At 47.0% G+C, this 26,099-nt stretch carries 23 protein-coding genes and 1 other annotated feature; of the genes, 4 read left to right on the top strand and 19 right to left on the bottom strand.

Annotated features, from left to right (window positions below; translation table 11 throughout):
* Positions 1-128 precede the first annotated feature (128 nt).
* Positions 129-641, top strand: a complete 513-nt coding sequence (locus tag C1I60_RS17040; protein WP_137062791.1) for an ADP-heptose synthase — start codon at positions 129-131, stop codon at positions 639-641.
* Between the two features lie 135 nt (positions 642-776).
* Here C1I60_RS17040 and C1I60_RS17035 read toward each other — a convergent pair whose 3' ends face one another.
* Positions 777-1,079 carry a HesB/YadR/YfhF family protein gene (locus tag C1I60_RS17035; RefSeq protein WP_137062790.1) on the bottom strand — a complete coding sequence of 101 codons (303 nt, stop codon included), beginning with the start codon at positions 1,077-1,079 and terminating at the stop codon, positions 777-779.
* A 591-nt stretch (positions 1,080-1,670) separates the two neighbouring features.
* Here C1I60_RS17035 and C1I60_RS17025 point away from each other — a divergent pair.
* Together C1I60_RS17025 and C1I60_RS17020 are read left to right on the top strand one after the other, a co-directional pair.
* On the top strand, positions 1,671-3,428 hold the full coding sequence (locus C1I60_RS17025; protein ID WP_137062789.1) for an ABC transporter ATP-binding protein: 1,758 nt from the start codon (positions 1,671-1,673) through the stop codon (positions 3,426-3,428).
* On the top strand, positions 3,428-5,620 hold the full coding sequence (locus C1I60_RS17020) for an ABC transporter ATP-binding protein (protein WP_137062788.1): 2,193 nt from the start codon (positions 3,428-3,430) through the stop codon (positions 5,618-5,620). The genes C1I60_RS17025 and C1I60_RS17020 overlap by 1 nt, the downstream gene beginning before the upstream one ends.
* A 112-nt stretch (positions 5,621-5,732) precedes the next feature.
* Here C1I60_RS17020 and C1I60_RS17015 read toward each other — a convergent pair whose 3' ends face one another.
* The 3 genes from C1I60_RS17015 to C1I60_RS17005 all read right to left on the bottom strand — a co-directional run bounded on the left by C1I60_RS17015 (position 5,733) and on the right by C1I60_RS17005 (position 9,255).
* Positions 5,733-6,701, bottom strand: coding sequence for an S-layer homology domain-containing protein (locus tag C1I60_RS17015; RefSeq protein ID WP_137062787.1), 969 nt, complete (start codon positions 6,699-6,701; stop codon positions 5,733-5,735).
* Positions 6,702-6,806: 105 nt separating this feature from the next.
* A complete protein-coding gene (argS, locus tag C1I60_RS17010) occupies positions 6,807-8,531 on the bottom strand; it encodes an arginine--tRNA ligase (RefSeq protein WP_137062786.1) in 1,725 nt (574 codons plus the stop codon).
* A 60-nt stretch (positions 8,532-8,591) separates the two neighbouring features.
* Positions 8,592-8,847: a binding site (T-box leader), on the bottom strand.
* A gap of 78 nt (positions 8,848-8,925) precedes the next feature.
* On the bottom strand, positions 8,926-9,255 hold the full coding sequence (locus C1I60_RS17005; RefSeq protein WP_137062785.1) for a four-helix bundle copper-binding protein: 330 nt from the start codon (positions 9,253-9,255) through the stop codon (positions 8,926-8,928).
* A 260-nt stretch (positions 9,256-9,515) separates the two neighbouring features.
* Between C1I60_RS17005 and C1I60_RS17000 the strand changes: the two genes are divergently transcribed.
* On the top strand, positions 9,516-10,031 hold the full coding sequence (locus tag C1I60_RS17000; RefSeq protein ID WP_137062784.1) for a MogA/MoaB family molybdenum cofactor biosynthesis protein: 516 nt from the start codon (positions 9,516-9,518) through the stop codon (positions 10,029-10,031).
* Positions 10,032-10,101: 70 nt separating this feature from the next.
* Here the strand turns inward: C1I60_RS17000 and C1I60_RS16995 are convergent, their stop codons facing one another.
* From C1I60_RS16995 to C1I60_RS16925, 15 genes are all read right to left on the bottom strand, one after another.
* Positions 10,102-11,565 (bottom strand): nicotinate phosphoribosyltransferase, encoded by a 1,464-nt coding sequence (locus C1I60_RS16995; protein ID WP_137062832.1) that lies wholly within the window; start codon positions 11,563-11,565, stop codon positions 10,102-10,104.
* 119 nt (positions 11,566-11,684) lie between these two features.
* Positions 11,685-12,251 carry a cysteine hydrolase family protein gene (locus tag C1I60_RS16990; RefSeq protein ID WP_137062783.1) on the bottom strand — a complete coding sequence of 189 codons (567 nt, stop codon included), beginning with the start codon at positions 12,249-12,251 and terminating at the stop codon, positions 11,685-11,687.
* Positions 12,252-12,319: 68 nt separating this feature from the next.
* The gene (locus C1I60_RS16985) at positions 12,320-13,108 is read right to left on the bottom strand and encodes an NUDIX domain-containing protein (RefSeq protein ID WP_134910030.1); all 789 of its coding nucleotides are present in this window, start codon (positions 13,106-13,108) and stop codon (positions 12,320-12,322) included.
* Between the two features lie 65 nt (positions 13,109-13,173).
* Positions 13,174-13,596, bottom strand: a complete 423-nt coding sequence (locus tag C1I60_RS16980) for a PaaI family thioesterase (RefSeq protein ID WP_137062782.1) — start codon at positions 13,594-13,596, stop codon at positions 13,174-13,176.
* Between the two features lie 121 nt (positions 13,597-13,717).
* A complete protein-coding gene (locus tag C1I60_RS16975) occupies positions 13,718-14,170 on the bottom strand; it encodes a YlbF/YmcA family competence regulator (protein WP_137062781.1) in 453 nt (150 codons plus the stop codon).
* Positions 14,171-14,254: 84 nt separating this feature from the next.
* Entirely contained in the window at positions 14,255-15,808 is a 1,554-nt protein-coding gene (gene miaB / locus C1I60_RS16970; RefSeq protein ID WP_137062831.1) for a tRNA (N6-isopentenyl adenosine(37)-C2)-methylthiotransferase MiaB, read from the bottom strand.
* A gap of 294 nt (positions 15,809-16,102) precedes the next feature.
* Complete coding sequence (pduL, locus tag C1I60_RS16965; RefSeq protein ID WP_013309962.1) at positions 16,103-16,675, bottom strand: phosphate propanoyltransferase; 573 nt, start codon at positions 16,673-16,675, stop codon at positions 16,103-16,105.
* Positions 16,676-16,787: 112 nt separating this feature from the next.
* Positions 16,788-17,891, bottom strand: coding sequence for a low temperature requirement protein A (locus C1I60_RS16960; protein ID WP_137062780.1), 1,104 nt, complete (start codon positions 17,889-17,891; stop codon positions 16,788-16,790).
* Positions 17,892-18,205: 314 nt separating this feature from the next.
* Positions 18,206-19,219, bottom strand: coding sequence for a dipeptidase (locus C1I60_RS16955; protein WP_137062779.1), 1,014 nt, complete (start codon positions 19,217-19,219; stop codon positions 18,206-18,208).
* 127 nt (positions 19,220-19,346) lie between these two features.
* Positions 19,347-19,607: a stage V sporulation protein S gene (locus C1I60_RS16950; RefSeq protein ID WP_007430104.1), complete on the bottom strand. Its 261-nt coding sequence runs from the start codon at positions 19,605-19,607 to the stop codon at positions 19,347-19,349.
* A 130-nt stretch (positions 19,608-19,737) separates the two neighbouring features.
* Entirely contained in the window at positions 19,738-20,532 is a 795-nt protein-coding gene (locus C1I60_RS16945) for a TIGR00282 family metallophosphoesterase (RefSeq protein ID WP_137062778.1), read from the bottom strand.
* Between the two features lie 75 nt (positions 20,533-20,607).
* Complete coding sequence (gene rny, locus C1I60_RS16940) at positions 20,608-22,152, bottom strand: ribonuclease Y (RefSeq protein WP_014281153.1); 1,545 nt, start codon at positions 22,150-22,152, stop codon at positions 20,608-20,610.
* 376 nt (positions 22,153-22,528) lie between these two features.
* The gene (locus C1I60_RS16935; RefSeq protein ID WP_137062777.1) at positions 22,529-23,278 is read right to left on the bottom strand and encodes a regulatory protein RecX; all 750 of its coding nucleotides are present in this window, start codon (positions 23,276-23,278) and stop codon (positions 22,529-22,531) included.
* 195 nt (positions 23,279-23,473) lie between these two features.
* Complete coding sequence (gene recA / locus C1I60_RS16930) at positions 23,474-24,535, bottom strand: recombinase RecA (RefSeq protein WP_137062776.1); 1,062 nt, start codon at positions 24,533-24,535, stop codon at positions 23,474-23,476.
* A gap of 246 nt (positions 24,536-24,781) precedes the next feature.
* Positions 24,782-26,050, bottom strand: coding sequence for a competence/damage-inducible protein A (locus tag C1I60_RS16925; RefSeq protein ID WP_137062775.1), 1,269 nt, complete (start codon positions 26,048-26,050; stop codon positions 24,782-24,784).
* Positions 26,051-26,099: the final 49 nt, after the last annotated feature.

Genomic DNA, 26,099 nt, shown 5'->3' with positions numbered 1-26,099 from the left:
ATAAAATTGAAAAGGCAGTCAATGCAAAAGACGAATGAACCTGAGCAATCTGCATGACGGGCTGAATTCAGTCCCGCTTTGTGTTATACTCTTATCGCATAATTTGGTAAATGCAGGAGGCTTGACCGATGTCCCGACAATTTGTAACGGAAGCTGTAATGGTTGCCATATATGGCCAACTGCTTACAACTCCCGCCCCTGTGGAATATATAGTACCTTACACGTCGCTGCTGGAGCTATACGAATTTCAGGATAGCACGGAACCGCTCATGGATAATCCTGCGGACGATCAGCATGTGAAGCGCAAGGTAAGCGAGCTGATCAGCTATTTCGAGGAGCCATTGAATCAGAAAAAAATCCGGCGTGCGCTTCAGATGCCCTGGGCCAAAAGCTTACCCATCCTGTTCGACGCCAACACCTCACTGATCATCATTAATGCCGTCGATACTGCGCATTACGGAGAATATTTCGATCCAATCGAGACCGAATTGGTGCTAACAGCTCAGCGTGAAGAATTACCCATTTTGACTGATCAACTGGACTGGATTCACCGCATTATTGAAGCTTCCGTTCCTGTACATGTGTACGACATAGATGATTTTGATTTTGCGGTGGAAGGTCCGATGCTTAACAACCCTTAACATGCAGCACGCGCGCCCCAAGGACAACAAAACGGCGGAGTATCACACACAGGTTAATCCCCTGTCTTGAGATACTCCGCCGTTTTTTCATGCCCCTAAACTGTTAACCTACACGCTATTTCTAACGTTAGAGCATTAAGACTGCTCTTCCTCGGCATACGTGTAAATAATGTCGTCATGTTCCTCCACATACTTCACTTCCAGGTGATGCCCCTTCAAGTACCAGTAATCCTGGTCCTCCATATAAAACGTAATACCAGCCGCTTCATGTTGTAACACGGGATGCTGCGGAGGCTCCACGGCAATTCCCAGAGAGAAGCCTGGATGTAACCCTCCTCCTGAACTATAGCGGGCAAAAAAACGAATGGTATCTCCACGGTTCAGACCAAGCTCCTTGATGTACCACTTTGCCGCTGGTTCAGTTACCTGTATGCTCATGCGTTATGCTCATCTCCTTGTACAATTACGTCCTGTTAAATATATCATAGCATGATTTAGAATGACCACCAACCGCCCCTTACTCAAGTGAAAATCTCCAGCGATTGATATACATTTTTTTGAAAAAGGTTTGACAATTCGCAAAAGACGGTGTTAAGATTCAAGCATACGAGATCCATTTTGAAATTAATTACCAATTTGAACGATTACTTAAATGTTTAGAATGAATCCAATTCGAAGAAGAAAGGAGTGCTACCGGTGCCAAACATTCATCTCGCCTTTAACCCACATCTACAAACACAACAACTTCATATCGGAGCATCTCCCCTGACGCATCCTTCGAAAATGGACCATTCACATTGTATGGTTTAATACGAGTGGCTGCCTGCGTTTAAGCAGTTTTTCAGCGGTGAGTGTGCTGAAAACATCTGCGCGCCATATGATATTGAGATTTAAGGCATATCGTCTGCGGACGGTATGCCTTTTTTGCGCCTGCTACCGGATTGAAGCTAGTGGTAGCAAGCCGTTATTGTTTATTCAAAATGGCACACAACTCTCGCATGAGCTTTACATGAAAGGATGGGATTCGTCTTGTTTTCGGTACTCAAAAATTTAAGCTGGTTTTTTAAAAGAGAACGAAGCCGGTACTCGATTGGGCTGTTTATGCTGATAGCCGTTGGCGTTGTGGAGCTGGCTCCACCTCGACTGCTAGGCAGCGCCATTGATGAGATCGTACGCGGTTCAATTTCATGGTCCTCGCTCTGGCGTTATATTCTTTACATTTTAGGTATTCTTGCTTTCATCTACTGCATTACGTACATATGGATGCACAAGCTGTTTGGCGGTGCAAATCTGGTGGAACGCCTGTTGCGCACACGCTTTATGAATCATCTGCTGCGCATGACGCCCCCATTTTTTGAACGTAATCGTACTGGCGACCTGATGGCTCGTGCTACGAACGACCTTCGCTCCGTGGCTAGTACCGCGGGCTTTGGCATGCTGACGTTAACTGACTCTACAGTTTACCTGAGCGTCGTACTGGTCGCCATGGGCACCCTGATTAGCTGGAAACTGACGCTGGCGGCGGTTCTGCCCCTGCCATTTATCGCACTGGCAATGAGTATTTACGGCAAAGCCGTTCACGAACGCTACACGCTGGCACAGGATGCATTTGGAGATATGAACGACCAGGTGCTGGAATCCGTGGCAGGTATCCGGGTTATTCGCGCCTATGTACAAGAACGGATGGATGAAAAACGCTTCGCCGATATTACCGATGACGTATTTCGCAAAAATCTGGCGGTAGCTCGAATGGACGCTCTCTTTGAACCGACGATCCGCCTGTGCGTAGGACTTAGCTATGTTATCGGACTCGGCTATGGTATTTATCTGGTATTTCATAACGATATTACGCTGGGTGAGCTGGTATCCTTTAACATGTATCTGGGGATGATGATTTGGCCGATGTTTGCCATTGGCGAGCTAATCAACATTATGCAGCGTGGTAGCGCTTCCCTGGATCGGGTGAACGAAACCCTTAATGTCGAGCCGGACGTACAAGATGCAGCTCTGCCTGTATCGGTTAACCACCCCGAGTCCATTACGATGAAAGATGTTACCTTCCGCTATCCAACCTCATCTGTTGACAATCTGTTACATGTGAATTTGGAGCTGAAACGTGGAGAAACGCTGGGTGTCGTCGGGCGAACAGGTAGCGGGAAATCCACCCTGCTCAAACAGCTACTGCATGAATACCCGACGGGCACCGGTGACATTTTAATATCTGGCACTCGGCTGGAGGACATTGCAGTTGAACAACTGCACAGTTGGATCGGCTACGTGCCACAGGAGCAAATTCTGTTCTCCAAATCAGTGCGTGAGAACATCCAGTTCGGTAAACCGCGTGCAGATGATGACGATATCATGGAAGCGATTCGTACCGCAGCCTTTGATCAGGATTTAGGCACCCTGTCTGATGGACTGGACACACTCGTCGGAGAAAAAGGCATAGCCCTGTCCGGCGGCCAGAAGCAGCGTGTTTCGCTGGCACGCGCCTTTATTGGCGACCCGGATATTCTGGTGCTAGACGATGCACTGTCCGCGGTTGATGCTCGAACAGAAGCACGTATTATTGACAATATCCGGCGTAAACGCTCGGGTAAAACAACTCTGATCTCCACTCACCGTCTCTCGGCTGTAGAACATGCAGACCGGATCGTCGTGCTGGAGCAAGGACGCATTATTGAGGAAGGAACCCACAACGAGCTGCTTCAGGCGGACGGATGGTACCGTCAACAGTATGAACGACAGCAAGTGGAATCTGTTCTGACCTCAGGGGAGGTTTCCTGATGAAATCCAATATCGGCAAAAGGCTATTCCAGTATGCCCTGACGAGCAAAGCTGGCTTTATCGCGGCACTCATCGCACTGGCTATCGGGGTAGCCGCCGAGCTGGCCGGACCCTTCATCGCCAAAACGATGATCGACGACCATATGCTCGCTATTGAAAAACCATTTTACGAGACAACTAGCGTGGACGGCACCGTCAGCTATGCCGGAACCCATTTTAAGCGTGAAGACCGCTTTGAAGCAGGGGAGGCCAAAGGACGTGAAGCCAGGATTTTACAAGTCGGCAAATCCTTCGTATTTATTGATGGCTCCGTGCAGGTGGCTGACGGTAACCGCTCCTTTGCGAACGGCACACTGACCGTGACGCGCGGCTCCGACACCTTTCGCTATAATGCCAAGGCTTTGACTGCCGATGAGCTGTATAGCTTTTACAAGCCGGAAATGCCCGGTATCTTTCAATTGATTGGCTGGTATTGCTTCTTTTTGGTCATTTCGATCTTTGCCGAATTTGGCAAAACGTACTGGCTGCAATCCTCGGCCAACAAGGTCATTCAAAAACTTCGGCTTGACCTCTACGCGCACATTCAACGGTTGCCAGTTTACTTTTTTGACAATCTGCCCGCAGGTAAGGTCGTATCCCGTGTTACGAATGACACAGAAGCAGTAAAAGATTTATTCGTAGCCGTACTATCGAACTTCACTTCCGGTATTGTGACGATGGCCGGGGTATATGTCGCACTCTTTTTGCTGGACTTCAGACTGGGTCTGATCTCTCTGTTCATTGTACCGCTGCTGATCTTGTGGATTGTGCTGTACCGCAAGGTCGCCACCCGCTTTAATACAATCATTCGGTCCCGACTCAGTGAGATTAATGCGATTATCAACGAGTCTATTCAAGGTATGTCCATTATTCGCGTGTTCCGGCACCAGAAACAAACGCAGCATGAGTTTGAAGAACTGAACGACGATTATATGAAACATCAGAATAAAATGCTGAATTTGAACGCCTTCACCTCACACAATCTGGTCAATGTGCTGAGAAATCTTGCATTTGCCGTCGTGTTGTGGTATTTCGGAGCAGAGGCGCTCGGCACGACAGGGAGTGCTGTATCACTAGGCGTACTATACGCCTTCGTCGATGTACTGGGACGACTGTTCCAACCGATGACTGGTATGGTCAATCAACTCGCCGTACTGGATACTTCCATCGTATCCTCAGGACGGGTATTTGAACTGATGGATGAAACCGGAGAACAGGTAACGGACGGCACGATGCCGCGTTACAAAGGTCTGGTGGAGTTCGACGATGTGACCTTTGCCTACAAAAGGGATGATGTCCTTAAGCATATTTCCTTTACTGCACATCCCGGCCAAACGGTTGCTCTCGTCGGACATACCGGATCTGGAAAAAGCTCAATTATTAACCTGCTGTTCCGGTTTTATGATCCTCAAAAAGGAACGATCACGATTGACGGAACCTCTGTCAAGGACATACCAAAGCAGTGGCTGCGCCATCATATGGGTATCGTTCTTCAAGATCCGTATTTGTTTACAGGTACAGTAGCCTCCAACGTCAGTCTGGGAGACAGCCGGATTACCAGAGAACAGGTAAACAAAGCACTGTGTGATGTCGGGGCAGACAAACTGCTGGCCCACTTGCCGCAAGGCTTTGACGAGCCAGTGATTGAAAAAGGAAGTACTTTATCAGCCGGGCAGCGTCAGCTCATTTCCTTCGCCCGCGCGCTGGCCTTTGATCCGGCGATTCTGATTCTCGATGAAGCTACCGCCAATATTGATACCGAAACCGAGGCGCTTATCCAATCTGCGCTGGAGGTACTCAAGAAGGGGCGTACTACCTTCATCATTGCTCACCGTCTGTCGACCATCCGCAGTGCGGACCAAATTCTGGTACTGCATCGAGGTGAAATTGTCGAGCGAGGCAACCATGACGAGCTTATGGCTCAGGGTGGTCGCTACTTCCAGATGTATCAGCTCCAGTCAGGAACGACGGGAACAGCTACAAATGCATCCTCTAGTGCATCGTCGGAACACGAAGCTTTACTTGCAGAGCAAACTGCTGTACCAGCAGGAGCTGCCACTTCTGGAAAAGCCGGTACCCGAGCAGGTACCATTTCCTTGCAGAAACCGGGCACAGGTCAAAATGGCTCCGGCTTGGCTGGAGGAAGCGCATAAATTAAGCACACAAAGCATGCATAAAAAAAACAGCAAGTCTCCGAATAAACACAATGGAGACTTGCTGTTTTACTTTTTCTAAACACGTGCTTCAAGTGTAAGGATACGACTATTATTGAGCTACCGAGGTGCCTGATCCTGAAGGAGGAAAAACCGTTCCTTCTACCGCCTTAATTGTCACTTTATACTTGCTGTCCACCAGTGTGCTTGTCTGGGTATCTGTAATGACCTGGATGTTCATTTCCCCCGGCTTTGGACTTGTCAGCTTGTAGTAAATCACTGCATTGGTGTCATTTACGTAGTCGATATGATCGACCTCAATGCCGTAACCGGGATTAGGTGCCTGCAAACGGGTTAATGTTATCTTGTTCTGCTGATCATTTGCCTTCTCTATGCTCATACTAATCCCATTTTGCTGGCCCGGATCTGAAGGCTCAGCCGGATTTTCTGGAGTGGATTCAACCGGATTATGATTTTGCACAAATTCGGATGCATGATAGACCATCTCCGCTGCCTCCATTCGGGTTACTTTACGTTCCGGATTAAAGTTGCTCTTTTCATCCAATTTAGCAATTTTGGTCAACAACAGGAACTGAACAGCTTCGCTTGAATCCTGGTCCAGCTTCTTGCCATCCGCAACATTAATGTACATGCGGACTGTTGGATATTCTCCGGTTGCACTAACCGCTTTGTACAGTATATTCGCGAATTGTTCTCTTGTCATCTGGGTGCTTGGATCAATATCCGGTGACAAAGGAATTTGGTGTTGAGCTGCGATTCGATAGGACTTGGCATACCATGCCGAAGACGAAATATTGGCGAAGGAACCCGTCGTGAAATCCGGCATAACCTGAAGATCCATCGCATTAACGACCATATGCACTCCTTGTGCATACGTAAGTGATTGATCAGGCGCAAACTTATCCTTCGTGATGCCCTGAATAATCCCTTTGTTCTGAAGCGAACTTACAATCTTCTCCTGCTCCGTTCCTTTTATATCACGAAAAGCAGAAGCTGACGTAGCCACTGCCAACGAACAGATCACGAGCAAAGCTGCTGTCACGCTTTTGTTTTTTTTCATGAGGTGCACCTCCATATTTACTATGTTTCTTCTATACTTATCGACGCAATACTATCAACAAATGTTTCAGATACTCAAAAATTGATTGTAAAAAGGTATATTGGGCTACATCTGATAAGGTGCTTTCAGGCCAAGAAGATGCAGCGTATGTGCCAAAATATCAGCAGTTTGTTCAGCCAACTGAATGCGCCACGGCCCACCATCGACGATCCGTTCCTTGGCATAAAAGCGGTTGAACGCCTGCGCCGTATCCAGCGCAAACCTCGCGATAACCGAAGGTTCCAGTTGCCGAGCCGCACGCGCCAGTTGTCCCTGATAACGAACCAGTTGCTTAAGCAGCGCCCAGCCTGCATCCCCCAGCATTTCAACTGATGCATCGGTGTAATCAGATACTGGATGTTCCCTCATAAGAACGTCGATACCAGAACCATCCACCGTACCAGCGCCAGCATAAGCTTTTTCCAAAAGACTTCGTATACGTGCATGTGTGTATTGTACATAAGGACCTGTCTCACCTTCAAAGGTTAATGCATCTTCCAGTGAGAAATCCACTTCGTTCAGGCGATTATTTTTTAAGTCGCCAAAAATGATTGCCCCGATGCCGACGTCTTCGGCTATTTCCTGTTGATCCTGTAAATCGGGATTCTTCCGGGTGATGATAGTTAAAGCGCGGGCTACCGCTTCATCCAGCACTTCCTCCAACTTCACGACCTTGCCGCGTCTTGTGGACATTTTTTTACCTGCAAAACGCATCAGTCCAAACGGCACATGCTCACACCGCTCTGCCCATGACTCCCCTGCACGCTTTAGCACCGCAAATACCTGGTGGAAATGCAACTGCTGCTCTCCACCTACTACGTACAGCAAACGATCAGCTTTCATCACCTCATGACGGTAGAACGCCGTAGCCAAATCACGGGTTGGATAGATGGTCGTCCCATCCTTTTTCAAAATCAGACAAGGCGGCAGTTCTTCGTCCTCCAGACGCACCACAAGCGCACCATCGCTTTCTTCCAGCAAACCTTTCGTCCTTAATTGGGCAACAACCGTATGCATCTTATCATTGTAAAAGCTCTCTCCCAGCACATGGTCGAATGTAATGTTCAGACGTTCGTACATGCGATTAAATTCACGCAGGCTGACTTCAACAAAAAACTCCCATAGCCGCTGAGCCTCATTATCTCCATGTTCCAGACGACGGAACCATTCTCGACCTTCGTCCTCCAAAGACGGGTCATGCTCTGCTTCCTCATGAAAACGTACGTACAGCTTAAGTGACTCTCCAATCGGATCTTGCTGTAGCTGCTCCTCATTTCCCCATCTTTTAAAAGCCGCAATTTGCTTACCAAATTGTGTTCCCCAATCCCCCAGATGATTTACACTCATTGGAACATACCCTGTTTCCCCGAGAATGCGGTACAATGCGGCGCCGATGACAGTAGAGCGAAGATGACCAATACCAAACGGTTTGGCAATATTGGGCGAAGACATATCAATCACTACCCGCTGTCCGTGTCCGAGATCTGGCTTGAAAAATTCAGGTTTCTTCAATTCAGCCAGCATCAGTGGAATATGAACAGAACGCCCCAAAGTTATATTTACATAGGCCCCTGATGCCGAAGCAGTCAGTCCTTCTTCACGGCTTATGGCTTCCGCCAGTTCCAGCGCAATTTGCTGTGGAGCCTTCCTAAACTTTTTAGCCAGCATAAAACAGGGAAACGCCACATCTCCCCATTCTGGCTGTGGCGGTACCTCCAATAAAGAGGAAATCTCCTTTTCCTCCAAGCCTGTATGGGCGGAAATAGCTTGAACAGCGATTGGCAATAGCATAGGTTTCTCTCCTTTTTTTCATTAAAATCAAACAAAAAAAGCTCCCGCCTCTTGAATTATTCAAGAGACGAGAACTTTAATATCCCCGCGGTACCACTCTTCGTAAATCGGATTACACATCGAACTTATGCATAATCGCCGATTTCACTCTAATGACCAATAACGGTGTCTGCCGGGCTGATCTACTAACGGAACTCCGTGTTGGAACAACCGCCTCCCGGGTGCGCTTCACATCGGACCTCATACCGGCTTCCACCTTTCCCGGCTCGCTGTAATGATATGGCTCCGCTGCTACTCTCCCGTTCCAAGACGTTAATTCCCATCATTATACAAACCTATCCAGTGGAAAGCAATCTTTTATTTTCTGTTCATATGTTGACTTGATAATATGTAATTACACAGCCACCATTTGGCGGCAAGTCTGAACACAACGGCGGCAGGCTTCTGCACATTGCTCGCAATGCTCAGGGGAGTGCTTACTGCATTCAGCAGCACATACTTCACAGGCTTTGGCACATAACTCACAAATTTGCTCGGCAAATTCCTTTCCACGTTCCAACATTTGAGCGGCAAACCCGCATATTTCTGCACATTCCCGGCTCACTCGAATACACTCGCGCAGCATAGCCAAATCATATTCCTTCAAGCTCGCCACATAACAAACGTTGCAAGCGTTCATACACTCCAGGCAAGCATCCACGCATTGTTGGTATGAATGTTTCATAATACATTACCTCCCTGTTGTTGACCCTGCTGTATTATTACCCGCCGACAATTGAGATTAATCAACCGTTGTGCACGCTTTCATCAATGACCAGACAAAAATCCCGACTTATGTAAGGGAGTGTACTATATTCCAACCCACCCGTGCAAGGGGATAAATCACACAACTCCCTGATGCCTGCTCCTGACTTGCACACCCGCAATCATTCCTCTATTGTAAAAAGAGTATGTCTAACCATAGATCGAGGAGTGAGCATTGCAATGAATATATCTTCTGTAGATGAGCATCGGCGGGAGGCCCCGCAGCAGGTTAGCTGCATGGTTGTAACCGTCTCCGATACCCGTACGCTGGAAACAGATACCGGTGGGCGCTTACTGGTGGATCTGTTGGAAACGAACGGCTATCAGGTGGTCCGATATGTTATCGTCAGAGACGACTATGACGGCATCCGGCACCTCGTATCCGAAGCCGCTGAACGCGATGACATTGAGGCCGTACTTTTGACAGGCGGCACCGGTATTTCCCCGCGTGATACCACATATGAAGCCGTATCCTCTCTGCTGGATAAGGAACTGCCCGGATTCGGGGAAATCTTCCGTTATTTAAGCTTTGCCGAGGATATTGGTTCTGCAGCGATATTGAGTCGTGCTGTAGCTGGCACTGTCGGCCGGACAGCCGTGTTTTCTATGCCAGGCTCACGTGGAGCCGTCCGTTTGGCGATGGAGCGCATTATTATACCTGAGCTGCGGCATGTCATGAGGGAAATTTACAAATAACACACAGATTTTCCTCTTACGCTCTGAAACACAAAGAGGCACCCCATCATTTGCAGGGTGCCTCTTAAAACTATTCCTTTTCTTCCACTTCTGGCTGCATATAGCTGTCGATCAGCTTTTGTTTCAGCCCCCATACCTTTTCACTGAGATTTACACGGTAAATTTCAGGGTTCATTTTCCGCAAATATTCCGGCCAGAACAGTTGCAACTGGGAAGTATGGTATGCGCGAATTTCATCCAGACCGGGAAGTTCATACACTTTCTGCCCATTTACGAAAATAGGCTCCAGCATCGGAACTGCCTCGTAATTTTCCACATACTTCTTCATGTACGGATGCAACGGGTTAAAGAGTTTCAGCCGCTTTCCATTGCGCGGACGGTCTTCGTCCGGAAAAGATATATAATCGGCAACAGCTCTCCCTTTCTTCTTATCTATAATACGATATACATCCTTCTTGCCCGGTGTGGATACCTTTTCCGGATTGCCCGAAATTTTAATCGTCGGCAGCATTTCGCCTTCTACTTCCCGTTCGACCAGCTTGTACACCCCGCCCAATGAAGGTTGATCCGAAGCTGTAATGAGCTGTGTCCCCACACCCCATACATCGATACGCGCGCCTTGGGCCTTTAAGTTGAAAATTGTATTCTCATCCAAATCATTGGAGGCTACAATTTGTACGTAATCCAGCCCTTCGGCATCCAGCATTTCCCGAGCCTGAATGGATAAATAAGCCAAGTCACCACTATCCAGCCGGATCGAATTCATCCGTTTACCCTGACTCTCCAGCATCTTCGCTGTCCGAATCGCATGGGGAACGCCACTCTCCAGCGTATCAAAGGTATCCACCAGCAGTGTGACCTGATCCGGTAAAACCTTCGCATACACGTCAAAAGCTTCCTGCTCGCTCATAAAGGTCTGCACCCAGGAATGAGCATGTGTTCCCTTGGTCGGAATACCAAAGTGCTCACCTGCCAACATATTAGAAGTTGCGTCAAAGCCCGCTACATAAGCTGCCCGTGCTCCCCAAATCGCCGCATCTGCTTCCTGCGCCCGCCGTGTGCCAAATTCCAGCAGCGTATCTCCGCTTGCAACCTGCTTGATGCGCGACGCCTTCGTCGCAATCAGCGTCTGGTAGTTCATAAAATTCAACAACGCTGTCTCAACCAGTTGTGTTTCCATAATCGTTCCTTCGACGCGTACCAGAGGCTCATTCGGAAAAACGAGTGCCCCTTCTTTCATCGAATGAACGGCTCCGCCAAACCTAAACTGGCGCAATGCCTCCAGAAACATGGGATCATACTTCTCCTCTTGCTCTGAGAGGTAACGGATATCCTCTTCTGTAAAGCGCAGATTTGCAATATAATTCACAATGCGTTCCAGACCTGCGAACACCGCATATCCGTTTCCAAAAGGTAGCTTGCGAAAATATGCCTCAAACACAGCTTTGCGCTGGTGACTTCCGTTCACCCAGTGGGCGTACATCATATTAATTTGATATTTATCTGTATGTAATGCGAGGCTCGTTGACTGCATCGTAATCATCCTCTCTGACTGTCCCCGGTTTTGCAGCGGCGTACCGTCTTGTCCATCCGTATTCAGCAATATCCGACTCCATTTTGTTATCGGATATTGGTGCACAATCGTTAAGTTATTTACTTCTTCTGGCGTAAAATCGTATCCTCAGCCGACCATACGTCGGCTCCGAGACTGCCCTGAAAATGACCCAAAGCCCAATCATGTCCGGCCTGATTAAAGCTCGCCACAGCGTCCTTGTATACCGTAATCGCAAAACCTTTGTTATAAGCGTCTACAGCCGTATGCAGTACACATATATCCGTACAGACACCGATCAAATGAACTTCCGTAATACCACGTTCACGCAATCTGAGTTCCAGATCCGTGCCAGCAAAGGCGCTGTATCGTGTTTTATCCATCCAATAGATGGAATCACTCTGTGTAGCATAGAGGTTATGGAGCTTGCCATACAAATCTCGTCCCCCGGTTCCACGAATATTATGTGGAGGAAACAGCTTGCTTTCCGGGTGATAAAAATCATTTTCCTCATGCAGATCCACTGCCATTACGACAAAGTCCCCCTGATCCACATACAACTGCGTAATAGCTGCCATCCGATCATCCAGCTCAATTGCCGGTTGGCCTACAGGCAGACTGCCGTCCACAAAATCATTCGTGTAATCAATAACAATCAATGCCTTCATCGTACGGCCAGCTCCTTCATCCTCAAATTGGAGATTGTGCGCTTCTTTACGTGACCTACTACATTACATTAAGTGTAGATAGACAACCGCGGCACCCTGTCACTAAAACGATAAAGCTGTGCCGGTCTCTGTGAATACTGATTGGAGCTGAGCGGTTTGCCGTTCTCGTCCCGTACCTCTTCCAATATTCCCTGTCTGCTGCGAGTCGACGTTATTTTGCGAATAAAGTTCGGCTCTTCGAAATCCGGTACAACACTTTGAATGACCTGATACAGCTCACCCAATGTAAAATGCAGAGGCAAAAACTGCTTGGCTATCGTCGTCTGGAGCATTTGCAACTGAATCTTCCGGTAGGCATCCACAATAATGTCCCGGTGGTCAAACGCCAGCTCTAATTCCTCCAGCGCTTCACGGATCGTGAACAGCCCAACCTCGGAAGCATCATCCGCCGCTTGCCGCTGCTCCAGCATCCATTCCTCTACCAGTGCAAAAAACGCATGCGATATAATCCACCCGCGCGGATCACGCCCAGGTCCACTATACACACCTAGGTACTCCAGATGACCGCCGTCCACACCGGTTTCCTCTAACAGCTCGCGCTTGGCAGCTCCGTAAATGGATTCATCTTCCTGACAAAAGCCCCCCGGCAACGCCCAACGTCCGGCAAACGGCCAACTACGACGCTTGATAAGCATTACCTTCAGCTCACGGATCGGCAACGTCTTTGTCACCGTCTTGCGCTCCCGCTTGGTTAAGGTGAACATGACGATATCTGCCGGAGCACCATCCGGGGTGCGATATTTCTTAATGTTGTACGACGCCTTCTGCGTCTCTTCGTTTATACGTTCGTTATCCATTGGCATCACCACATTATATCGTTTTGATAAATTCATTATGACATAATAAAAAGTTTTGTCAAGCGTCAGGCCTTATCCAAATGATCAGGTTGTTTACGCAATACCCGGAATGTCGCCGTAGCCATGCAGCCGAGCGTTCCTTCACTATCCTTCACTTCCGCCTCCGTCGTTATGGTACGTCCCCCTTGATGGAGAATCCGTGCCTTAACCTCTAATCGTCCTTGTTTCATGGCTGACAAAAAATGAACGTTCAGATTCGTCGTCACACATAATTCCATATTGCGTGAAACCATACTAACCATCCCCATCGCCTGATCCATCAATGTTGTGAGTACGCCACCGTGAACAATACCCACCACGTTGGTATGTTGTGGCCCAGCCTGTAAAGCGATATGTACCTCTTTCGCATCAGCTTCGATCAATTCACAGCCCAAATACTCCCAAAATGTATTTACTTCATCCTCTACCAAACTACGCAAGATGTCCATTCCTTGTTTCCATCCTTTCTATGAGGCCCCATTTCCTCTTGGAATCTGGCACAGTACATATGATTACAAGTTGCTCCTGAAAAAAAGGCGTGGAGGCTGAGCCTCCACACCATACATCATTCTAGTCACTGCAATTGGAGGAAGAAGTACTTTTTCCCTCTTCTACATTCACCTTTTCGGCAACTGTATCACGAATTGCCATGATAACCATTTGCAGCAGCTCATTAATTTCTACCTGGCTTTGTTGAAACTCCGTTACAATCGGAATACCGTCAAGCTCTTCTTGAAGCTCCTGAAGCTCGGCCTCTATTTTGGCAATCATGGTTTGATTCTTCAAGGATTCGAAGGCCACAATTTCCTTTTGCTTTTTCTTCATCGCTGTAATCAGATGCTGGATGCGCTCATGATCGCGGATTTTATCTTCTGCTTTCCGAAATACCTGCACTTCCTCACTGTTGCCCAAAATACCCGCCAACTCTTGGGCTTTCGCCAATATCATATCGCGATTGACCAAATGATCATGCTGGCGCGCCGCCGGTTGATGCTCTGACTGTTGCAACCGCTCCTCTGTCACTGTCCATCGCTCCTTTTCTCACTTAATAAGGTCGTACATACAGTTCATATTTGATCCACATGCAAACCTTGCTACGATATTTTGTTAACCGTTGACCGCGACGGCAGTTTGAACCAAATCACCCTTGATGTAAAAGGTCATAGGCTCCGTAATTTTCACCTGCACAAAGGTCCCGATCAAATCCTTGGAGCCTTCAAAATGCACCAGCTTATTGGATCGGGTCCGGCCGGCAAGCACCTCGCTGTTATTTTTGCTCTCGCCTTCTACCAGCACCTCAACCACCTCGCCACGCAATCTACCATTAAAGCGGAGACTGTTTTGGTTCACTACATTGTTCAGACGCTGGAGACGCTCTTTTTTGACCGACATAGGAACATTATCTTCCATGGACGCGGCTGGCGTACCTTCCCGTGGCGAATAAATAAAGGTGTAGGCAAAGTCGTAACCGACCTCGCGCACGAGAGAAACGGTATCTTCAAACTGTTCGTCCGTTTCGCCTGGAAAACCTACGATAATATCCGTTGTCAGCGAAGCATGCGGAACTGCCGCTTTGATCTTCGCCGCCAGCTCCAGAACGCGCTCACGTGTATATTTTCGGTTCATTTTCTTCAATATATCCGTATTGCCGGATTGAACAGGCAGATGGATATGCTCCACCAAATTACCGCCCTTACCAAGCACTTCAACCAAGTGGTCATCAAAATCACGCGGATGTGATGTTGTAAAACGTATACGGGGGATATCAATCTTACGCATATCGTCCATCAGATCTCCGAATCTGTAATTCATATCCTTCAAATCCTTGCCATAGGCATTGACGTTCTGACCGAGCAAAGTAATTTCCTTAAAGCCCTGACGTGCCAAATCCCTTACCTCAGCAATGACATCCTCGGGACGACGACTTCTTTCCTTACCGCGTGTGAATGGAACAATGCAATAGGTGCAAAATTTATCGCAGCCGTACATAATGTTCACCCAAGCCCGCATACCCTCGCGCTTCTTAGGCAGGTTCTCGATAATGTCGCCTTCCTTGGACCACACCTCGACCACCATTTCTTTGCTAAAGAGTGCTTCCTTGACAAGCTGCGGCAGGCGATGGATATTATGGGTACCAAAAATCATGTCGACAAAACCGTGCTTTTGCAAAATCCGGTTGACGACGCTCTCTTCCTGCGACATGCAACCACATACGCCAAGCAGCATACCCGGCTTCTCGGTCTTGAGATGCTTGAGGTGACCCAGCTCACCAAATACTTTGTCCTCCGCATTTTCACGGATCGCACATGTATTCAGCAAGATGATGTCCGCTTCCTTACGATCCTCTGTCGCCTGATAACCCATTTGCTCCAGTAATCCTTTAATCGTTTCGGAATCATGCTCGTTCATCTGGCATCCGAATGTGTACACAATGTAATGCTTTCCCTCACCGATATGCCTCAGCTCATCCGGAACTGCATTATCGTACAATACCTGTACGTCTTCTTTACCGCGTTGCTTTTCTTTTCTATGATTCGGCTCCGCCATAATATTGATTTCACGTCCGCGAATGCGGATCTTCTTGCTGTGCTCATCCTGAGAAATGAGCTTTGCATCCGAGAAATCAAAATATTTGGAGTAATCTTTCGTTTCCTTGGCCATTCCTTTGGTCACTCCTTACACCATCTATTTCACGCCAATTACGCTTTTACTGTATCTTTGCTATGGGTACATCTCTTTTTAGCCCGTAAAAACTCCTTTGAAAAAGGCATTACACTAAATTATAGCATGATTTATAAGCCATCGCCATATATCCCCGTGAACGCCCATTGGTTACGCGGTGAATCTAATGTCCATAATTTTATAGGTAACCATTTTGAGAATCCTTAGTATGTAAAAAAGCCCGACTCTTTAGCAAGAATCGGACCCTTAGCCTTTCGGCATTAAATACGTATATTAGTCTACGATTTCAGCGTTGTCACCGTTTTTCACACCGGCTCCGTTCGCTTCATCTGTATCAATGTGCATATCCAAAGCAAAAGAATCGGACACACGTGCAAGAACATTTTCGAATACAAGACCACGTTCGCCGCCGACGCGTACTTTCAGCAACTGCTTGTCCTTAATGTCCCATTTCGCTGCATCAGATGTATGGAAATGAATATGACGGGCAGCTACGATTACACCCTCTTGCAGTTCCACTTCTCCGGCTGGTCCTTTTACTGTGATTCCTGGTGTACCGTCAATGCTGCCAGATTCGCGTACAGGCGCTTTTACACCAATAGCAAAGGAATCTGTGCGAGAGATTTCAAGCTGGGAAGCCGGACGAGCGGGTCCCAAAATACGAACCTTATCAAATTGGCCCTTAGAACCAATTACAGCTACCGTTTCATTTGCGGCAAATTGTCCTGGTTGGGACAATGGTTTAAATTCAGTCAGTTGATAGCCTGCTCCGAACAAAATTTCAATATGCTCTTGAGTCAGGTGAATATGGCGTGCGGAAACGCCGACAGGTACGATTTTACTCATCGTATGGTCACTCCTTTTTCTCTATACAATACTTTACACATCCACATTATTATACTCCTACTTTGCCAAGAAAGAAAAGGAAAGCGATACAAAGTTCCGTATTTCGCCCTATTCAGCCTTTAATATCGTGAACTGTCATTTTAGCGAACAGGATAAAGAACAGCATGATTTCAGCTAACATAAGATGAGAGGGAACAACAATAAATATGTTAAGGATAAACAAGACACAGAGGACTCCAGTTAAGAAAAAAATAACTCTAAGGCTTGGTTTAAGATGACTTAATCTGTACCGATGGAATACCAGCAAAACCGACAAAAAGTAAATAAGTACTGAAGCAAAGGTAAAGCAAAGAACAAAGATATAGGCTACTTGTCCCAAAAATAAGAGCTGTATCGAAGCTGCCAGCATGCTAAGTGAAAGATAAATAAACAAATGACCATACATAATAGTTTGCCCTGCTGTTTGTTTTGATTTATCTACATGCTTCTCCATGTTCTCAAAATACTGCCACCAGATTGCGATGACTAATACAAAAGCCAAGGCAGCAAATACAACGGAGGATACCGTAAAATGATCGGATTGTAAAACAGAAAGCATACTGATCACCGATTCGCCAAGCAGGACTAAGGTGAACTGTGCAAAACGCTCTAAAAGATGCTCCGTATGGATAGGTGTAATCACCAATTTTTTACGACCGATCAAAGGAACGAGGATATCAACAGCAATGCCAACATATAAAATCAAATATCGAATCCAAGAGTCAAAAAAGAGGGAGAAGCTAGAGATGGCGATTCCAATCCAAAAATAGGTCCCAAAAAAACGAGCTGTTTCCTGTTTATTAGCCGTTTCTTGAGGTGCTGAAAGTAAATATTGAATGACGGTCAAGCCTCTTAAACCAATATAGCCAACAAAAAAAGATACATAATATGCATCAAAATCTACATTCAGGCTGGCGGTCATAATTAACACGAAAAACAATTGCAGAATCATAAAGATTCGATGCGTCATACTGTCTTGACCAAAACGATTGTTGTAGACCGTTTGTCCTACCCAAGCCCACCATATCGGAATAAAAATCAAAATAAACTTCGCCAGATGCTCCAAAGAAATACTACCATGTTCAACATGTAGTAAAACATGAGTGGCCTTGGAGACAGCGGCTACGAACAATAAGTCATAAAAGAGTTCAAGCCAGGTAACCTTTTTTATCAACATTATGTAATGGAGCTCCCCTCTGACATGGCGGTACAGCATGGTGACTCGTCAGGCTCGCCCCAAGGTATGTCATATTTCAGCAAGCGTTGTTTTAGCACCATGCAATACTAGGATGCTCCAATTATTTCGTAATATAACTCGCATTGTCAAGGGTATGAAGCAACCAAAAATAACTGCTATTAAATAGCTATTTGAATCCATTTCATAAATGATTAAGCCAAGCGAAATGTATACTACATATAGACAAATCAAACCATTTTGATCTATATGTACTCTTGATTAAAGCTACTGAGGGTATTATGAAATGGATTCATTTAAAAAGACATTTTAGAAGGCAGATTCGTTTGCAGATATTCCAGCGCATGTTCTCCCAGCCACCCCTTGACCAGTTCCTCGGAATAATGCTTCAGCAGCAGTTCCGCAAAACGTGGATATTTCCCTGAATGCTCCAGCCCCTGCACATGATGCTCAATACCGTCAAAATCAGATCCGAACATCAAGTGCCGTTCGCCGCCTAGTGAACAAATATGTTCAATGTGTGGCAACAAATCCTCAGCGGTCACCGTACCCTGCTCTTTGAGAAACATCGTTACGAAAGTCAAACCAATCCGTCCATTACGCGCAATCAGCGCACGAATCTGTTCATCCCGAAGATTACGTGGGTGAGGACATACCGCGAAGGCGTTGGAGTGCGAAGCAATCGGCGGTTGAGCCGCCTCCTCCAGCACCTCCCAGAAGCCTTGTACAGACAAATGCGATACATCTAGTAGCAAACCTAGCTCATTACAGCGCTTGACCAACTCATGCCCCTTGAAAGTCAGTCCGCCTCCCCTCTGCTCCATAATGCCGTCAGCAGCCCAATTTGCATAATTCCACGTCAGCCCGATCAATCGGATTCCCAAGGCATAGCACAGTTCAGCATAAAACGGATTTCCTTCCAGCGCTTCCACTCCCTCCAGCGATAGCAGAGCCCACGGTGATCCTTGATGTTGTTTTATTTCATTCCCTTCCAGATGTCCCACTGATATATCCTTACGTTCTTCCAAGTCTTCCTTCCACAATAGCGGCTTCAACCCGACAGATGGGGATATCATATGCTGTCTGAAGAGTTCAACCTGACGAATGACATGCTCAAATCTTGGCGTACCCAGCACCTGGGAAATATATATAGCGAATGTCTGCAAGTTCACATGGCCTTCTAACAAACGCTCTCTTGTAACATCAAGCGAAGGATGACTGAAATCCACCTGCGGGTTAAGCTGCATCTTACACAACACATCACAATGCAAATCGGCAACCGACCATTTCGTGTGTAGTTTACTGTTCATGCATCTTACCTCCATTCATAGATTACAACGAGATAAAGTTGATCTTACAATCTATGTAATAACAGGCGACCTCCATGCAAAAAAGCCCGTTTACACCATCGTAAACAGGCTCAACAACTAGCATTTATTATCTTGGCTCTACAATCAGCTTGATTGCAGTCCGGTCTTCTCCGTCAATAACAATATCCGTAAAAGCAGGAATACAAATCAAATCCACTCCGCTTGGTGCGACAAATCCCCGGGCAATGGCTACAGCTTTAATGGCTTGGTTCAGTGCACCCGCTCCAATCGCCTGCAATTCGGCATTTCCGCGTTCACGCAGTACCCCTGCGAGTGCGCCTGCAACTGAATTGGGATTGGATTTTGCTGATACTTTTAATACATCCATAGTAAGTACCTCCCCTGGGAATGATGATGGTTTGATTCCACTATTAGATGTTATTCGAGGGTCAGCAAAAAATTCCTGCTTTTTGATGACAGTTTTCCTTATTCTTTCCTAAAGCAATTTCCAAAAAAGGTTAATCCATCCGCCATTCATCTTCTTTGAGTCTAATTTTCTGAATTTTACGCGCCATACCGTCGTTGTCATTCAGTTCTACGCTAACAGCGTGAAAATGCCATTTTCCGTTGTCCGGTTGAAAACGTACTGGAAGCTGAGTCTGAAATTTCTGCAACACGGCGTCTCTCTGCATGCCAAGTACTCCTTCATAGGGACCTACCATACCCACATCTGTCTGATACGCTGTTCCTTGTGGTAAAATCGTTTCATCGTTGCTCTGCACATGGGTGTGTGTACCAACCACAATTGAAGCACGGCCATCTAGATGCCAGCCCATAGCAATTTTTTCCGATGTCGCTTCGGCATGAAAATCAACCAGAATGTGCTTATGCTTCTTGCGCAATTCATCTACGATCTCATCTGCTGCACGGAACGGGCAATCGATGGGCGGGAGAAAGGTTCTGCCCTGCAAGTTAACGATCGCCAACTCCTTGCCTCCACCTTTCACCACGGTATAGCCTCGCCCCGGCGTTCCTGGAGGAAAGTTTGCCGGACGTATAATACGTGGCTCATCGTCTATAAAATCAAATATATCCTTATTGTCCCAAGTATGATTACCCATTGTAATACCATGTACGCCCCAATCAAAAAATTCTCTGGCGATGGCTGGAGTAATGCCTCTTCCTGAAGCTGAATTTTCCCCATTCACGATAATGATATGCGGGTTGTATTTTGATTTTAGCGAAGGAAGATTTTCCCTTAATGCCTTTCTGCCTACACTACCGAAAATATCTCCAATAAATAATACGTTGATAGAAAACCCTCCCTAGTCTGCCTTACATAATGAAAAGTGGCCCTACACACAGCGGCCACTTTTCGTTAAATTACTTTATTTTGCGTATTCTACCGCCCGGGTCTCACGAATGACGGTAACCTTGATATGTCCCGGGTAATCCAGTTCATTCTCGATCGTTTTCGTTATATCACGAGCCAGTCGGAATGCTTCCGCATCATCAATTTTCTCTGGCTGCACCATGACGCGAACTTCGCGTCCAGCTTGAATAGCGTACGATTTTTCCACGCCTTCAAAAGACTCGGAAATGCGTTCCAGCTTCTCAAGACGACGGATGTACGTCTCCAGTGTTTCACGCCGTGCTCCCGGTCTTGCTGCCGACAAGGCATCTGCCGCTCCAACCAGCATGGCAATCACTGAAGTCGCTTCGCAGTCGCCGTGATGTGAAGCAATACTGTTGATGACAACCGGGTGTTCCTTGTACTTCTTCGCCAGTTCCACGCCAATTTCAACGTGTGATCCTTCCACTTCGTGATCCAGCGCCTTCCCGATGTCATGCAGCAACCCTGCCCGTCTTGCCAGTGTAACGTCCTCGCCCAATTCCCCGGCCATCAGACCTGTCAAGTATGCAACTTCCATCGAGTGCTTCAATACGTTCTGTCCGTAGCTTGTACGGAACTTGAGACGTCCCAGGATCTTGATTAAATCCGGATGCAAGCTATGCACGCCCACCTCGAAGGTGGCCTGTTCGCCATACTCGCGGATTCGTTCATCCACTTCTTTACGGGATTTTTCCACCATTTCTTCAATACGAGCCGGATGTATCCGTCCGTCTGCTACGAGCTTCTCAAGCGCAGTACGCGCAATCTCTCTGCGAATCGGATCAAATCCGGACAAAATAACTGCTTCCGGCGTATCATCAATAATAAGGTCAATTCCCGTAAGGGTTTCAAGCGCACGGATATTACGGCCTTCACGTCCGATAATCCGGCCTTTCATTTCTTCGTTCGGCAACGTAACCACGGAAACCGTCGTTTCCGCTACATGGTCCGCCGCACAGCGTTGGATGGCCAGTGTGATGATTTCACGAGACTTTTTGTCCGCTTCCTCTTTAGCCTGCTGCTCAATTTCCTTAATCATCTGAGCGGTTTCATGACGTACTTCCTGTTCTACGTTGGACAGAATAATACTTCTCGCATCTTCTGTCGTCAGATTGGAAATACGCTCCAGCTCAGTTACCTGACTCTTGTAAATCAAATCAATCTGCTGCTGGGTTTCATCAATTCGTTTCTCTTTGTTGGCCACTTGTTCTTCTTTACGTTCCAGCGATTCCAATTTTTTATCCAGCGATTCTTCTTTTTGCAGCAGTCTTCGTTCCTGCCGTTGAATTTCATTACGACGCTCACGAGTTTCCTTTTCAGCTTCGGCACGGATGCGGTGAATTTCATCTTTCGCTTCCAATACCGTTTCCTTCTTCAGCGCTTCTGCCTCTTTTTTCGCGTTCTCCACGATTTGCGCGGCAGCTTCTTCCGCACTGGAGATTTTAGCTTCTGCAATAGATTTGCGAATAAAATAACCAATCCCGAACCCAAAGAATAACGCGGCTACAGCAACGAGAACGAACCAGATCGCAGTCATCATCATACTGTTCACCTCCTCGTTGGTTCCTCCAAGGCATTCCTTGGGACTTTTTGCAATTGTCACATTAGCTTTGATCGTCAAACTAAGATAACGGCACGCAGCCGTTTCATTTCATATGCACATGCTTTCACATGTACAATTCCGCCTGGCATAGCGGCATCACTTGTTATTTGGCGATGAGAACGTACCCATGGACTCCACTTTTTTGGAAGGAAAAAGGGTGTTCCACAAGCATCGTTTCATATATATTTTATTATTTGACAAATGGCATTGTCAAGGGAATGCAAACTTTAGTAGATTACCATGTGGCTTTCCATGTGATAACCAGCTCATCCTGTTCGCCTATGCCAGCTAATGGATGCCCGGCTGTTTGAAGCTATTCATCCCACAGTGATAATTCCTCGTCATCGGAAGCCCCGTCTTGCTCGGCCATCGTAAGATGATTAACTACGCGGCGTGTCATATCCCCCGAGTACCCGCGTCTCATGAGAAAGGGGTACGTTTTCCGTTTTTTCTCCATTATATCTCCACGCACCTGATTCCATTTCTTGCGTCCGACTATCAAAGCACTCTCCCATTCCTCCTGATCGCTGACCTCATCTAAAGCTTCCCCGATAGAGGCTTTAGAAATGCCCTTTTGACGCAGTTCCTGCCTTACCCACATCTTCCCCTTCCGTTGGCTCGTTATGCGTTGCCTTGCCCACTGACGGGCGTACAGATCGTCATCCACAAGTTGTTCCCGCTCCAGACGGTCCAATACCTCAGCAATTACAGCTTGACCCATTTCCTTTTGCGTCAAACGCTGCTCAATCTCCTGACGTGTACGCGGCTTTCGTCCCAAATAACGAAGTGCCTGCACATACGCCTGTTGCTTTTCGTCCGCCAGAACGATTTCTTCCAGTTCCTTTTTGACAAAAGTCGTTCCCTTGAACATATTGAACTTGATCATTACATCTTCCAGTATGGACAATGAATACGGACCAAAATGAATCGTGTATCTTCCGCGTTTCCTGCCCTGTCCCTGTTCCACCCTCGTAATCATCAATTCCTCATGATCGGGAAAAAGGAAAATACCTTGCTGCTTATCTTCTTTCGAAATATGTCCACCTTCATCTTCCAATTGCAATGTGCTTCCCTCACTTTGATATTCACGAAGGCAAGCCGAGAACGCCCGCCACGCATCAGTAAAATGTCAGCTAACATTAGGCCATATTCGATGCAAAAATGCCCTGCACAACTGTGCAGGGCATCAGAATCATGCTATTCAAACAGACTGTGCCATAACCCCGGCTTCATTCACAAACCAGGCATTAACTAAGCTTTATTCAAGCTCCAGCAATTCCTGCTCTTCCTTGGCTTGCTGTGCCAACTCTTCTTCTGTCGGGGGAGCTACCGTCGTAATCAGATTGCTGGCCACACGAATTTTTTGCTCGATCGTACTAGCAATGTTCGGATTTTCCTTCAAAAATTGCTTTGCATTTTCACGTCCCTGACCGAGTCGCTCACCTTCATAGGAATACCAGGCTCCGCTCTTGTCAACAATGTCATGCTCTGTGCCAATGTCGATCAAGCTGCCTTCTCTGGAGATGCCTTCGCCGTACATAATATCCACCTCGGCCTGACGGAAAGGAGGTGCCACCTTGTTCTTCACTACTTTAATACGTGTGCGGTTACCTACAATGTCGTTCCCCATTTTCAAGCTCTCAATACGACGGACATCCAAACGTACAGTGGAGTAAAATTTCAGAGCACGTCCGCCTGGTGTCGTTTCAGGATTACCGAACATAACGCCTACTTTTTCACGCAATTGGTTAATAAAGATAGCAATCGTTTTCGACTTGTTAATAGCACCGGACAGCTTACGCAATGCCTGTGACATCAAACGGGCTTGAAGACCAACGTGGGAATCTCCCATCTCTCCTTCAATCTCCGCCTTCGGCACAAGTGCTGCTACAGAGTCAACAACAACAATATCCACTGCCCCACTACGTACAAGCGCTTCGGCAATCTCAAGTGCCTGCTCCCCTGTATCTGGCTGCGATAGTAACAGCTCATCAATATTAACACCCAGCTTGCTGGCATACGACGGATCAAGCGCATGCTCAGCGTCGATAAAGGCGGCTTGTCCGCCTGCTTTTTGTACCTCTGCGATAGCGTGAAGTGCTACTGTCGTTTTACCGGACGATTCCGGTCCATATATTTCAATAACTCGGCCTCTCGGGAAGCCGCCCGTTCCTAACGCAATATCCAAAGCAATCGAACCACTGGGAGAGGTTTCCACTTGCATATGTGTGGACTCACCTAACTTCATAATGGAACCTTTACCGAATTGCTTTTCTATTTGACGGAGCGCCATATCCAGCGCAGCACGACGATCTGACAATAAACTCACATCCTTCGTTGTTTGTACTTTAATAATACCTTGTTTTGACACGCTTGCCAAGCATTTTTTCGAACATACATTCGTTTTTTTTGTTAGTCAGTTCTCTTCTATGCTTCCATTTGTCTCATAAATCAAAAAAGAACCGCAGGCAAAAAGGCTTTTGCAACGGTTCTTCCGATAATATGATTATATCATTAGTCGTTTACCTAAAACAACTCTATGAAAACTCGCGTCAGATACAGCTCATTAAGAGAGCTGCTCATTTTCCACCAGTCTGCGCCATAATCTGTACAGGATTGCCTTAACAGACCGCAGACGGATCGTTTCACGATTCCCGCTCAGTTTCAGCTCGTATACCTCAGTTTCTTTGTCACGCTCAGCAATACCGATATAAACCAGACCAACCGGCTTCCGCTCAGAATATCCTGGCCCAGCTACACCAGTAACCGAGAGTCCGAAATCACTGTCCGTGACCATTCTTGCCTGCTCCGCAAGTACAAGAGCTACCTCCTCGCTTACTGCACCGGGCGCATTGTCCCCCTCTAGATAATCATGCGGCACGTTGAGCAGCTTCTTCTTCATTTCATTGGAATAACACACGATACCTCCCTGAAACATAGCTGCACTACCCGGGACGGAAGTGATATGCTCCATTAGCATTCCACCTGTGCAGCTTTCCGCCGCGCTAACAGTCAGTCCGCGATCGGACATCAAATCCACAATAACCTTCTCCAGCGGGACGTCCTCGCTCGCATACATGTATTCCGAAAGACGCTGTTGAATTTCTGCTTCCGTAGCCCCAAGCTTGACCAGTGCCTCGCTCTCGCTGGCCGCCTTGGTGGATATACGGATTGTGACCTCTCCCTCCTTGGCATAAGGAGCAATCGTCGGGTCTGTCTGTGATTGGATCAGATCCAATAAGCGGGTTTCGAGAGCTGACTCACCGATTCCTGCAAACTTTAACATTTTTGAATAAATCGGCAGTTCCTCACCGCTCAGTGCTTGCTGGAGCAACCAAGGTTTTGCCTGATTCTCAAACATCGGCTTGAGTTCCTTCGGCGGTCCAGGCAAAACCACATAATATTTACCATTCTGTGCAATCGCATCGCCCACAGCCAGACCTGTCTCATTTCCAAGCGGGGTAGCCCCTTCAATGGAAAGCGCTTGACGCCGATTATTTTCGGTCATTTCTACCCCTCGATTACGGAAAAACTGTTCCAGCTTATCCATAGCGAGACGGTCTATATGCAATTTACGCCCCAGCACAGCGGCGATTGCATCTTTCGTCAAATCATCCTGAGTCGGTCCCAAACCGCCCGAGAACAAAATAATATCCGCACGCTTCTGAGCCAGACGCACCGCTTCCTGAAGCCGATCCATGTTATCGCCAACAACCGTCTGAAAATATACATCAATCCCAATCGTAGCCAACTCTTGTGACAAATATTGGGCATTTGTATTCACAATTTGTCCGAGCAATAATTCAGTACCTACTGCGATGATTTCAGCTTTCATCGTTTCTGCCTCCTGTAGAGCGAATGTTGTGAGAATTATGTAAAAGAAA

The organism is Paenibacillus terrae, from assembly GCF_005217525.1.
Taxonomy (GTDB): domain Bacteria; phylum Bacillota; class Bacilli; order Paenibacillales; family Paenibacillaceae; genus Paenibacillus; species Paenibacillus terrae_C.
This window is presented reverse-complemented; position numbering and strand designations above follow the sequence as displayed.